The organism is Curtobacterium sp. TC1 (assembly GCF_019844075.1).
Classification (GTDB): domain Bacteria; phylum Actinomycetota; class Actinomycetes; order Actinomycetales; family Microbacteriaceae; genus Curtobacterium.
Genome location: NZ_CP081964.1, coordinates 2,332,190 through 2,344,758, shown reverse-complemented (window position 1 = coordinate 2,344,758; position 12,569 = coordinate 2,332,190). Strand labels below are relative to the sequence as shown.

At 72.9% G+C, this 12,569-nt stretch carries 10 protein-coding genes; 9 read left to right on the top strand and 1 reads right to left on the bottom strand.

Annotated features, from left to right (window positions below):
* Positions 1-5: 5 nt before the first annotated feature.
* From KZI27_RS12180 to KZI27_RS12160, 5 genes are all read left to right on the top strand, one after another.
* Complete coding sequence (locus KZI27_RS12180; protein WP_123294288.1) at positions 6-977, top strand: AAA family ATPase; 972 nt, start codon at positions 6-8, stop codon at positions 975-977.
* Entirely contained in the window at positions 974-2,386 is a 1,413-nt protein-coding gene (locus KZI27_RS12175; RefSeq protein ID WP_123312405.1) for a DUF58 domain-containing protein, read from the top strand. The genes KZI27_RS12180 and KZI27_RS12175 overlap by 4 nt, the downstream gene beginning before the upstream one ends.
* Positions 2,383-4,842 (top strand): DUF3488 domain-containing protein, encoded by a 2,460-nt coding sequence (locus tag KZI27_RS12170; RefSeq protein ID WP_222657833.1) that lies wholly within the window; start codon positions 2,383-2,385, stop codon positions 4,840-4,842. Before KZI27_RS12175 ends, KZI27_RS12170 begins: the two co-directional genes overlap by 4 nt.
* A complete protein-coding gene (locus tag KZI27_RS12165; protein ID WP_410004000.1) occupies positions 4,839-6,680 on the top strand; it encodes a zinc-ribbon domain-containing protein in 1,842 nt (613 codons plus the stop codon). Before KZI27_RS12170 ends, KZI27_RS12165 begins: the two co-directional genes overlap by 4 nt.
* A gap of 70 nt (positions 6,681-6,750) precedes the next feature.
* On the top strand, positions 6,751-7,422 hold the full coding sequence (locus KZI27_RS12160) for a hypothetical protein (protein WP_222657831.1): 672 nt from the start codon (positions 6,751-6,753) through the stop codon (positions 7,420-7,422).
* Positions 7,423-7,427: 5 nt separating this feature from the next.
* Here the strand turns inward: KZI27_RS12160 and KZI27_RS12155 are convergent, their stop codons facing one another.
* The gene (locus tag KZI27_RS12155; protein WP_222657830.1) at positions 7,428-8,420 is read right to left on the bottom strand and encodes an asparaginase; all 993 of its coding nucleotides are present in this window, start codon (positions 8,418-8,420) and stop codon (positions 7,428-7,430) included.
* Between the two features lie 57 nt (positions 8,421-8,477).
* On the opposite strand from KZI27_RS12155, the gene KZI27_RS12150 reads away from it, so the two are divergent.
* The 4 genes from KZI27_RS12150 to KZI27_RS12135 all read left to right on the top strand — a co-directional run bounded on the left by KZI27_RS12150 (position 8,478) and on the right by KZI27_RS12135 (position 12,559).
* A complete protein-coding gene (locus KZI27_RS12150; protein WP_261783885.1) occupies positions 8,478-8,987 on the top strand; it encodes an OsmC family protein in 510 nt (169 codons plus the stop codon).
* A gap of 6 nt (positions 8,988-8,993) precedes the next feature.
* Positions 8,994-9,965 carry an FKBP-type peptidyl-prolyl cis-trans isomerase gene (locus tag KZI27_RS12145; protein WP_222657829.1) on the top strand — a complete coding sequence of 324 codons (972 nt, stop codon included), beginning with the start codon at positions 8,994-8,996 and terminating at the stop codon, positions 9,963-9,965.
* 2 nt (positions 9,966-9,967) lie between these two features.
* Positions 9,968-11,050 carry a 1-deoxy-D-xylulose-5-phosphate reductoisomerase gene (dxr, locus tag KZI27_RS12140; RefSeq protein WP_222657828.1) on the top strand — a complete coding sequence of 361 codons (1,083 nt, stop codon included), beginning with the start codon at positions 9,968-9,970 and terminating at the stop codon, positions 11,048-11,050.
* Positions 11,051-11,224: 174 nt separating this feature from the next.
* Positions 11,225-12,559, top strand: a complete 1,335-nt coding sequence (locus KZI27_RS12135; RefSeq protein WP_222657827.1) for a M50 family metallopeptidase — start codon at positions 11,225-11,227, stop codon at positions 12,557-12,559.
* Positions 12,560-12,569 lie beyond the last annotated feature (10 nt).

Here is a 12,569-nt window from a genome sequence, read left to right as displayed (position 1 = left end):
CACGCATGAGCATGACCCCGGAGCAGGCCACCTGGTTCGCCGACGTCGCAGGCCGCATCGTGACCAACGTCGAGCAGGTGCTCCTCGGGAAGACGTTCGTGATCCGCCTCGCGGTGACGGCGATGCTCAGCGAGGGGCACCTCCTGCTCGAGGACGTCCCCGGCACGGGCAAGACGAGCCTGGCGCGGGCGATGGCGCAGAGCGTGCAGGGGACCACGAACCGCATCCAGTTCACCCCCGACCTGCTACCCGGCGACATCACCGGCATCAGCGTCTACGACCAGCGCACCCAGGAGTTCGACTTCCACCGCGGCCCGGTCTTCGCCAACATCGTCCTCGCCGACGAGATCAACCGTGCGAGTCCGAAGACGCAGTCGGCCCTGCTCGAGGCGATGGAGGAGTCGGCGATCACCGTCGACGGTGTGAACCACCGCTTGGCGGCCCCGTTCATGGTCATCGCGACGCAGAACCCGATCGAGCAGGCCGGCACGTACCGCCTGCCCGAGGCGCAGCTCGACCGCTTCCTCATGAAGACCTCGATCGGCTACCCGGACCACGCCGCCACGGTGAAGATCCTCGAGACCTCGTCGGCGCCGTCGGCGTCGGTGCCGCTCGCGAGCGTGGTGCCCGCGGCGACGATCACCGAGATGGCCGCGCTGGCGCGCACGGTGCACGTCGACGCCGTCATCGCCGACTACGTCGCACGGCTGGTCGACGCGACGCGTTCGGCCAGCGAGGTCCGCCTCGGCGTCAGCGTCCGCGGCGCCATGGGCCTCATCCGGTCGGCACGTGTGCTCGCTGCGCTGAGCGGCCGCCACTACGTCACCCCGGACGACGTCAAGGCCCTCGCCGTGCCGGTGCTGGCGCACCGCCTGGTGCTCGACGCCGAGGCGGAGTTCGACGGTGTCAGCGCGCCGAGCGTCATCGCGCAGCTGCTGGTGGAGACGCCGCCGCCGGCCGACCGAGTCACGACGTGACGGACCGCCGGCCCGTCTCCACGCGCTCGCGCCGTCCGTCCTCGACGCGGTCGCGTCGCGGGACGACGGCGTACGAGCGCACGGGGACGGTCGCCGGCCTGACCAACGTCCGCTCGCGGATCGTCGGTGACCGCGAAGGCGTCGCCGCGGATGCGGTCGTCGGGATCGTCCGGATCTGGGCGACGGCCTGGAGGCTCGTCAAGCGTTCCTGGGGCGAGGTCTCGTCCGTCGTCACCGGGCTCGGTTGGACGGTCGCCGCGCTCACGCTCGTCGCGTTCGTCGCCGGCTACCGGTTCGGCCTGCGCGAGATCGTCGTCGTCGGCTTCGCGGGGGCGGTGCTGGTCGTCGTGGCGGCGATCGCGCTCATCGGCCGGACGCGTCTGGTGATCCGGATGCGCCTGCCGCAGCACCGGGTGGCGGTCGGCGACGAGGCCGGTGTCGTGGTGACGGCGGAGAACCCGACGCGCCTGCCCTCGGTTCCGACGACGGTCGAGGTGCCGGTCGGTCCGGGTCTGGTCGACGTCGCGATCCCGGCGATCGGCGCGCACGGCACGTTCGAGCAGCTGGTGCCGGTGCCGACCGTGCGCCGCGGCGTGCTCGACGTGGGTCCGGTCACCGGCGTCCGCGCCGACCCGGTCGGTCTCGTCCGTCGCGAGGTCGTGTGGACCGCGCGCGAACAGGTCATCGTGCACCCGCGCACGATCGCGATCCCGTCGACGAGCACGGGGCTGGTGCGCGACCTCGAGGGGCAGGCGACCACCGACCTGTCACCGGCCGACATCGCCTTCCACGCCATCCGCGAGTACATGCCCGGTGACGACCCCCGGACCATCCACTGGAAGTCGACGGCGAAGTCGGGCGCCCTGATGGTGCGCCAGTTCGAGGACACGCGCCGTTCGCACCTGGTCGTGGCGCTCGGCATCGCCCGGTCGGAGTTCGGTGACGACGAGGAGTTCGAGCTCGCAGTGAGCGCGGCGGCGTCGCTCGGTGCCCGCGCGATCCGTGACGGCCGGGAGGTCTCGGTCGTCGTGTCCGAACGCACCCCGGAGTTCGCGAAGCGCGCCGTCTACGCGGTGCGGACGCTGCCGACCGTCACCCCCACACGCCTCCTCGACGACTTCGCCTCGGTCGGACTCGCCGATGCCTGCCTGCCCATCGCCGAGGTCTCGCGGATCGTCGGCAGCGACACCGAGGGCATCTCGGTGGCGTTCCTGGTCGTCGGTTCGACGATCGGGTTGCCGGCGCTCCGGCTCGCGGCGACGCGCTTCCCGGTCGGGGTCGAGGTCGTCGCGGTGATCTGCGAGCCCGAAGCGCAGCCGCGGTTCCTGCGCGTCGCAGGGCTGACCGTGATGACCATCGGGTACCTGGACGACCTCCGGCACGCCCTCCACCGATCGGCCGCCGCATGAGCGCCGCTCCGGTGACCACTCCGACGCCGCCGGCAGAGCGTGCTCGCCGGTCGACCCGCCGTTCCCATCGCCGCGACGCCCGACGGCTCGCACCGTTCCGTCTCGCCGGCGGGACCCTCGTCGTGTGGCTCCTGCTCGCGGTCGCGAGCGTGTCCTGGTGGCCGGTCTACCGCGACGAATCGATGATCGTCGCGGCGGTGACCGCGATCGTCTTCGGCACGCTCGTCGCCCTCGTCGGCGCGGTCCTGCGTCTGCCGCTCGTCGTCGTGGCGATCGCGACGGTGGCGGCGTTCACGCTCGCCGGTGTGCCCGCGGCCGTGCCCGGGCAGGCCAACGGGGTCCTGCCCACGGGGCCGGGCCTGCTCGCGCTGTTCGCCGGTGTCGCGCTCGGGTGGAAGCAGCTGGTGACCATCAGCCTGCCGGTCGGGTCGTACGAGGCGCTCCTCGTGCCGTACTTCGTGACGCTCCTCGTCGCCACGGTGACGGCCGTGAGCGTGGCGACCCGGGCCTCCAGGCAGGAACTCGCGAGCATCCCGGCACTGGTGCTGTTCGCGGTCGGGGTCGTGGTCGGGCCGAGTCGGCTGGACACGTCGATCGTGACGGCCGTCGTGCTCGTCGCCATCGCGCTCGTCTGGGCGCTGACGGTGCGGCACGCGCGTCGCGCGGTCGCCGTCGCGACCACGATCGGGTCGGCGGTGCCGATCGCACGGTCCGTCGTGCGCCCTGCGCTCGTCGGCACGGGCACGATCGTGGCGGCGGCCGTCGTCGCCACCGGGCTCGGTTTGGTCGCCCCGCCCGGGAACGAGCGCACCGTCGCCCGGACCGACGTCGTCAAGCCCTTCGACCCGCGCGACTCCGTCAGCCCGCTGAGCGGGTTCCGGGCGTACGAGGAGCGGAGCGCGGCGGACACGGCACAGCTCCGGGTCACCGGACTGCCGGAGAACGGGTTCGTGCGCATCGCGACGCTCGACACCTACGACGGCGTGGTCTACCGCGTCGGCGGGTCGGACGGCTCCTCGGCGTCGGGCACGTTCGAGCGCGTGCCGACGTCGGTCGACGTCCGCGGCGTGGACGGCACGAGGGTGCGCGTCGGGGTGACCGTCGACGGCTACAGCGGGGTCTGGCTGCCGACGGTTGGCGACCTGGAGCGCGTCGAGTTCACCGGTGCCGACGCCGGTGACGAGCGCGGGTCCTTCTTCTACAACGGCTCGACGCAGACCGGCGCCGTGGTCGGCGGTGTCCGTGACGGCACCTCGTACGACCTCACCGCCGTGGTGCCGGACCAGCCGACCGACGAGCAGCTCGCGGCGGCCCGCCCCGGGAGCGCAGCGGTCCCGACGGTGCGCGACGTGCCGGACGCCGTCCGCGAGACGGTCGAGGCCACGACCGACGCCGACGCGTCGTCGGGCGCGAAGCTGGTCGCGGTGATCCAGGCCCTCAAGCGCAACGGCTACGTCAGCCACGGCGTCGGCGACGACCGGATGAGCCGTTCCGGGCACGGTGCCGACCGCATCCAGGAGCTCTTGACGTCGCCGCTGATGATCGGCGACCAGGAGCAGTACGCGGCCGCCGCAGCGCTGATGGCCGACGAGCTCGGGTTCCCGGCCCGGGTCGTCATGGGCTTCACCGCCGGCGGCGACTCCGGGTCCGCCGGGGCGTCGGCCAGCGGGGGCACCACCACGTTCCGCGGCTCGGACGTCACCGCCCGTATCGAGGTCGACACCGCGCAGTGGGGATGGGTGATGCTCAACCCGAACCCCAGCGTCCGCGAGATCCCGAACGAGCAGCAGCAGACGCCGCAGCCGGTGACCCGCCCCGAGACCGTCGTGCCGCCACCCCCGGTCGACCAGCAGGACCAGGACCAGCAGGCGCCGCCGCAGAGCGACCGGAACACGCCGCCCGTGCAGCCGCTGTGGCTGCAGATCCTGCTCGCGGCACTGCCCTGGGTGCTCGGCGCGCTCGGGTTGATCGCGCTCGTCCTCTTGCCGTTCGGCGTGATCGTCCTGCAGAAGCGGATCCGTCGTCGTCGGCGTCGTCGCGCACCGACGCCACGCGGCCGCATCGTCGGCGCGTGGGACGAGTACCGCGACGCGCTCCTCGACCACGGGCACGACGTCGCCGGATCGGCCACCCGGCGCGAGACCGTCGCCGGCGCCCCGGGTGAGGGCGGGACCGGACTGGCCGCGCTCGCGGACCGGGCGGTGTTCGGACCGAGCGACGTCGACCAGGTCGCTGCCGACCGGATGTGGTCGGCGACGGACGATGCCGTCGGGACCCTGCGTGCCGGTCGGACGCGGCGTGAGCGGTTCCGCACCGCCGTGTCGCTCCGGTCCCTGCGCGGACCCGATCGACCGCGCGGGACGACCGGTCAGGGCTCGGCGAGACGCGGTGACTACGATGGCCGGAGGCCTGACGAGCGTCGTGGACGGCCGAGTGAGGACAGAGGCAGACCGTGATCAGATGCGAACACTGTGGATCGATGCTCCCGGACGGGGCGATCTTCTGCGGTGAGTGCGGACGCGCGGTGACCGCCGGGGCGAGCCGCCGGCCGGTCGCTCCGACCCCCGTCGAGCAGGCCCCACCACCGCCCCTGCAGCAGCCCGACGCCCACGGACGTCGCTCCGATCCGGCCGCCGACGCGTGGTTGCCCGAGTCGACCCTCGACCCCGCCACCCGCGCCTGGCTGACCGGCGCCGACCGCCGCGACGCCGAGCCCCCGGCTGCCGTGCCGGTCCAGCGCCCTGACGACCTCGCTCCGCGCGAGGCCCCGTCGCACGTGCACGGTTCGGGTTCCGGCCTCGGCGACTGGTCGAACGCGGCCGCGCAGCCCGGCGCCGCACCTGTCCAGGACGAACCGCCGCTCGACCCGGACGCCTACCGGTCCGAACCCGCGGACGCCCTGGCCGACGACCCCGAGCGCACGCGCTTGGCCCCCGTCGACGAGCGCCCCGCAACCCCGGCGCCCGCCGACGAGGCCCCGGCCCCGGTGTGGGCGCCGCCCGTCGCTCCCGCCCCGACCGCCGCTCCGAGCGGCCCCTCGTGGTGGGTCGGCCGAGGCGCCGCAGTCGAGTCGGACGCTGCAGCGGAACCGGGAGCGCCGTCGGAACCCGACGTACCCGTCGTGCCGCCGATCCCGACCACGTCTGGTCGCGACACCGACACCTCCTCGGCTGAGGCCACGCAGGACGCGTCTGCCCCCGCGGGGTCCGACGCGGGTGCGCCCGGACCGGACGGCGCCGGCGAACAGTCCGCCGCTGTGCCCGTCGTGTCCCCGCCACAGCCGGGGGACACCGCCGTGGTCGAGCCGCTGATCGACCGCCGACCGCCGCGGCCCGCACCCCTCGTGACGCCGGGCATGCACGCCACGACCATCTGCCACGTCTGCGGCAACCGCCTCGAGCCGGACGACATCTTCTGCGGCGAGTGCGGTGCCGTCCGCCCTGCCGTGACCGCCGCCTTCACCGGGCCGGTCGTGCCGTTGCCCATGGCGCGTCCGGACTGGGCGACCGAGCACTCCGGCGAGGAGTCGGCCGGAGCGGGCGGATCGTCGTCGACCGCCGTGCCGGACGACGAGATCCCGGTCGACGAGACCGCTGCCGGCGAGACCGCTGCCGGCGAGACCGCTGCCGGCGACGGCGCTGCCGACGACGGCGCTGCCGACGACGAGTCGGCCCTGCCGGACAGCGAGGCATCGCGGCCGGGTGGGCGTCCCCGCGGCGCACACGCGGCACCGGTCACCGAGCCGTCCGAGCCCGGTGGTGCGGCAGAGTCCGGCGAGTCGCAGGGGGCCGAACGGTGCTGGGCTCCGACGGCGCAGACCCCGCTCGCCGCGCCGCTGCCACCGGTCCCCGGGGCGACGACCCCCGAGGTCCCGCTCCCGCCGTCGGAGCGTCCCGAGGCCCGTGCTGACGACGACGAACTCGACGAGGACGTCGACGAGACCCGCATCGTCTCGAAGACGCCGACGCGTGCGCCGTTCCTGCTGCACTTCAGCACGGGCGAGCGCTTCGGCGTGCACGGCACCGGACTGCTCGGCCGTCTGCCGCGTCCGCAGCCGGGGGAGCGGTACGACGACCTGCTGACCGTCCACGACCCGGGCAAGTCGGTCTCCAAGACCCACCTCGAACTCGGGCGTGACGGCGACGACCTCTGGGTGTCCGATCGGTTCTCCGGCAACGGCACCGTCGTCCGGCACATCGACGGCTCGATCCGCCGGTGCGAGCCGGGGCGCCGTTACCGCGTGGAGCGCGGTGCACGCGTGGACATCGGCGAGCAGTTCTTCCTCGTGCAGTAGCGGTCCCGACCTTCTCCACAGATCGGTCGGGGCCGCCCCGGCACCGTCGCGCTTCTGCTGCGATGGAGGCATGACCCCGTTCGCTGCCCGGTGCGTCCTGGTCGGGACCGCCGTCGTCCTCGTGCTCGCCGGGGTGTTCGCGCCGCTCGACGGCGTCTCCCGTCCGGTGGTGTTCGCAGCCGCCGGGTGCTGCGCGGTGCTGGACGTCCTGCTGGACCGGTCCAGTGCGGACGGACGCCACGAACCGTCGTCGCTGTCGGGCGACGACTCCGCAGCGACGGTCGAGCCCCTCTGTCCGAGCGCTCCCGGACGGCTCCTGCTCGGCCACGGCCCGGACGGTGTCCCGTGGGAGACCGACGCGACCGGTCACGTCGTGGTCGTCGGTGCGGGCGCGCTGGCGGCCGCGGTGTTCCAGGCGGTCGCCGAACAGCTCCGTGCCACCGCCGACCCGTGCGACGACCTCCGTACGGCCGGCCGACTCGAGACCCCCGCCGGTGCGGCGGTGTCTGACGGCGCGGCGGTGCCTGACGGCACTGCGGTGCTCGCGCGGCTCGACCGGTCCGGACGTCCGAGCGGCACGGTCGTGCTCGTGCCGGGCCTCGGCACGATGCCACGGCTCTGGGACGCCGCGGTCGAGGTCACCCGCTACGGCTGCACCGTCCGTCGCCCACCCGACCGACGCGGAGTCACGCTCACACCGGTGCTCCCGGTGCTCTCGCCACTGCCGGAGCTCGTCGGGTGAGGGCCTCAGCGCAGGCCGGAGCCGACCCGGACCGCGCCGACCGGCACACCACCGCCGAGCACCTGCTCACCGGTCGCCGCGAGCACCTCGGCCACGCCGTCGGCACCCACCAACCCGTTCCGCTGCAGCAGGGTCAGTGCTGCGAGGGTGCCCGCGCGCTGCGATCCGTCCAGCACCTTCACCGCGACCGCGGCACCGCCGGGGAGCCCCATGACCATGACGCCCTCGGCACCGAGCTTCGCCAGGACCTGCAGTCGCTCGATCGTGACGGTGTTCGCCCGCCCGACGCCGTCGATCGCCCACGGGTGCGCCAGGACGGCGTCGGTCAGCGCGGCGGAGTCGTCGTCGGCACGGGCGACGACACCGGCGAAGCCGCGTGCGAGACCGGTCAGCGTGAGCGGGAACACGGGGGCGCCGCAGCCGTCGGTGCCCACCAGGTCCACCGTCTCGTGCGTGTACTCCTCGACCACCGAGCGGACACGCTGCTGCACGGGGTGCTCGATGTCCAGGTACGTCGCCTCGTCCCAGCCGTTGACGCGGCAGGCGGCGAGCATGCCGGCGTGCTTGCCCGAGCAGTTCATCGCCAGGCGTCGGGGACCGTCCATCGTCCGGCCGGTCGCGCGGTCGAAGGGCATGTCCGGCGGGCACCCGAGGTCGGCCTCGACGTGGTCGAACGACTCGAGCATGTGCAGGGCGAGGGCCTGGTGAGCAGCGGTGCCGGCGTGGCTCGCGGTGGTGAGGACGAGTTCCTCGTCGGAGAACAGGGCACCGGCGCGGCGGACGGCGAGGGCCTGGAACGGCTTCATCGTCGAGCGCGGGTAGATGCTGGCGGTGGCGTCGCCGACCGAGTCGACCACGGCTCCCGCGGAGTCGACCACGACCCCGGCGCCGATGTGCCGGCTCTCGTCGAACCCGGACCGGTCGAGGACCGCGAGTTCGACCGACCCGTCGGCGGTGAGAGGATGGCGATCAGTGCGGACTTCGTGGCTCACCGTCATGCCGCCATGCTAGCCAGGGCGGACGACCGCCAGCGACGCCGACGAAGGGGCACCCGCGTGCAGGACCACATCTACGAGGTCTCCGTCAGCTGGACGGGGGACCGGGGCACCGGTACCTCCGGCTACCGCGACTACGGCCGCGACCACGTCGTGTCGGCGGTCGGCAAGCCCGACGTGCCCGGCTCCGCCGACCCCACGTTCCGCGGTGACCGCGACCGCTGGAACCCGGAGGAACTCGTCGTCGCGGCGTTGGCCCAGTGCCACATGCTCAGCTACCTGCACGTCGCGGTCACCCAGGGCTTCACCGTCGTCGACTACCGTGACACGGCCACGGCGTCGCTGAACCTGAACCGCGACGGCTCGGGCGAGCTCACCGGGGCGACCCTGCACCCGGTCGTGACGATCCTCGAGGCCGACCGCGTCGCCGATGCCGAAGCCGCGCACGCCACCGCCAACCAGCTCTGCTTCATCGCGCGTTCCGTCGCCTTCCCGGTGCACCACGAGGCCGAGACGGTCGTCCGTGCCGCGACATTGGCAGGGGACTCTTCGGCACGTGGGGCAGACTAGGGTCCCGTGAAGCGTCTGCGCCTGCTCCCGATCGCCCTCGTCCCCGCCGTCGTGCTGGGACTCGCCGCATGCTCCGGCTCCGGTTCGGACGGGTCCACGGCGTCGCCGACCCCGACCGCCAGTGCCACCGCCTCGGCGATCACGTCCTGCCCGGACCCGGGCAAGTCGTCCGACGCGATCCGTGCGACCGGCTCGTTCGGCGGCGCGAAGGCCCCGACGGTCAAGTTCGAGGCCGGCCTGTCGGCGAAGACCCCGCAGGCCACCAAGCTCGTGACGGGCAAGGGCGCGTCGCTCGACGAGGGCGACTACGCCCAGGTGTCGTACACGGTCTACGAGGCGTCCGACGCCAAGAAGCTCGGTACCGTCGGCTTCGACGAGGGCAACCCGCAGGTCCTGTCCGTCGGCGGCTCGGGCTTCGGAGCCCTGCTCGCCTGCTCGAAGGTCGGCGACCGCGTCGCCGCGGTCGGCCAGTCGTCGGCGCTCGGGTTCAACACCGGCGGCGAGATCGTCGTGGTCGCGGACGTCGTCGCACAGACCCCCACCAAGGCGAACGGCACCCCGCAGGACCAGGATCCCGGCCTGCCGACGGTCAAGGACAAGGCGTCCGGCGAGCCGGAGATCACGATCCCCGACGGCGTGAAGGCCCCGACCAAGACGACCGTCGAGGTCCTCAAGCAGGGCGACGGCGCGTCCATCGCCGACGGCGACACCGCCCTCGTGCAGTACAAGGGCGTCGTCTACAGCACCGGCAAGGAGTTCGACTCCTCGTGGTCGAAGGGCGCCCCGACGACCTTCACGGTCTCCGAGAGCGCGCTCATCAAGGGCTTCGTCACCGGGCTCGTCGGCCAGAAGGTCGGTTCCCAGGTGCTGATCGTCGCCACGCCGGAGGACGCCTACGGTGCGAACCCGCAGGAGGGCTCGGGCATCCCGAAGAACGCCACCCTCGTCTTCGTGGTCGACATCCTCGCGAAGGGCTGACCGTGGCGCGGCGCCGCATCGTCGTCCTCGGCAGCACCGGCTCGATCGGCACGCAGGCGCTCGACGTCGTCGCCCGCAACCCCGACCGGTTCGAGGTCGTCGGCCTGACCGCCGGCAGCAACCGCGACCTGGTCGCCGAGCAGGCCGCCCGGTTCGGCGTGCGCGACACGGCGTTCGGGGCGCAGGACTCCGAGCAGCTCGTCCGCAGCGTCGAGGCCGACGTCGTCCTGAACGGCATCACGGGCTCGGTCGGCCTCGGGCCGACGCTCGCCGCACTCGAGACCGGCGCGACGCTGGCGCTCGCGAACAAGGAGAGCCTCATCGTGGGCGGTTCCCTGGTGCAGCAGGCTGCAGCGCCGGGCCAGATCGTCCCTGTGGACAGCGAACACTCGGCGATCGCGCAGGCGCTCCGCTCCGGTGCCGACACCGAGGCGCAGCGCCTCGTCCTGACGGCGAGCGGCGGACCGTTCCGCGGCCGCACCCGCGAGCAGCTCCGCGACGTCACCCCGGCGCAGGCGCTGGCACACCCGACGTGGCACATGGGACTCGTCGTCACGACGAACTCCGCCACGCTCGTCAACAAGGGCCTCGAGGTCATCGAGGCGCACCTGCTCTTCGGCGTGCCCTACGACCGCATCGACGTCACGGTGCACGCGCAGTCGATCGTGCACTCGATGGTCGAGTTCGTCGACGGTTCCATCATCGCCCAGGCGTCACCGCCGGACATGCGCCTGCCCATCGCGCTCGGTCTCGCCTGGCCCGACCGGGTGCCGGGGGTCGGCGTCCCGCTCGACTGGACCACGGCGAGCACCTGGACCTTCGAGCCGCTCGACACGGACGCGTTCGGCGCCGTCGCGCTCGCGAAGCGCGTCGGCGAACTCGGCGGGACCTTCCCGGCGGTGTTCAACGCCGCGAACGAACAGGCAGTGGCCGCGTTCCACGCGGGCGCCATCGGGTTCCTGGACATCGTCGACACGGTCGAGCGCGTCGTCGAGGAGCACACTGCGGGGGAGCCGTCACTCCACGGCGTGCTGGCTGCCGAGCATTGGGCCCGCGCCGCGGCGGACCGCGCGCTGACCCGCTGACGCGATCCGCGCCTCCCGTCGGTCGCTTGGTCACCACGTGACGGACTGGGCCCACACCGCCGGTCCCGGCGCGACGCGCCAGCGGCGGGACGGCCGTGCCGGTGGGGAGAGGCCCGTCCCACCTCTCAGACGGCGCTCGGCTCCGTCATGGCAACCGTCCCGTACCCTTTCCCGGTGACCGTCGAATCCGTCCTGCTCTTCGTCCTCGGCGTGGTCGTCTTCATCATCGGCCTGCTGGTCTCGATCGGACTCCACGAGCTGGGGCACCTGTCCTTCGCGAAGCTGTTCAACGTCAAGGTGACGCAGTACTCGCTGGGGTTCGGCAAGGCCATGTGGTCGTTCAAGCGGGGCGAGACCGAGTACGGCATCCGCCCGATCCTGCTCGGCGGGTACATCTCGATGGTCGGCATGCTCAAGCCGCGTGCCTCCGGCCGTCCGAGCGCGATCACGAACACCGGCATGTACGGGGCGTTCGTGCAGGACGCCCGCCAGGCCAGTGCCGAGCAGATCGCGGACTCGGGCGGCGACGACTCCCGCGCCTTCTACCGACTGACCCCCTGGAAGCGCATCATCGTGATGGTCGCGGGCCCCGCGATGAACCTGGTGATCGGCATCGTGCTGTTCGGCGTGCTGCTGTGCGGCTTCGGATCACCGACCACGACCTTCACGTCGAGCGTCGACTGCGTCCTGCCGACCAGCCAGGCGACCGAGTGCACCTCGGGCGACGCGGAGTCGCCCGCGAAACAGGCCGGCATCGCGTCCGGCGACGTCGTGCTCTCGGTGAACGGCGAGCAGGACCCGACCATCGCGCGGGTCTCCGAGGTCTTCCAGGAGTCCGCCGGCGAGCAGGTCACGGTCGTCGTCGAGCGCGACGGTGCTCGGAAGACGCTCGAGATCACCCCGACGACCGCCACCCGTGACGTCTACGACGCCGAGGGCAAGGTCGTCACGAACGACGACGGCACCACGAAGACCCAGCGGGTCGGTGTCGTCGGCGTCAGCATCGGGCAGTCGCTCGTGCGGCAGTCGCCGGCCGAGGTCCTGCCCGCGACGGGTGCGCAGATCGCCGCGTCGGCGCACCTCATCATCGACCTGCCGCAGCGCCTGGTGGCCGTCTGGAACGCGGCGTTCGGCGCACAGGAGCGGTCGCAGGACAGCCCCGTGTCGGTCGTCGGTGTCGGCCGCGCGATCGGCGAGGTCTCGTCGATGAGCGGCGTGCCGGTGGTCGACAAGGCGTACACGATCCTCGGGCTGCTGGCCTCGCTGAACATCGGCCTGTTCGTGCTGAACATGGTGCCGCTGCTGCCGCTCGACGGCGGGCACATCGCCGGCGCCCTGTGGGAGGCGATCAAGCGACGGTCCTTCACGCTCGTCGGCAAGGCGGACCCGGGCCCCATCGACCTGGCCAAGACGATGCCGCTCACGATGGTCGTCGTGGTGCTGCTGGCGGGGATGAGCGCGCTGCTGATCTACGCCGACATCGTGCGGCCCGTGAACCTGTTCGGGTAGTCGCTGCGGC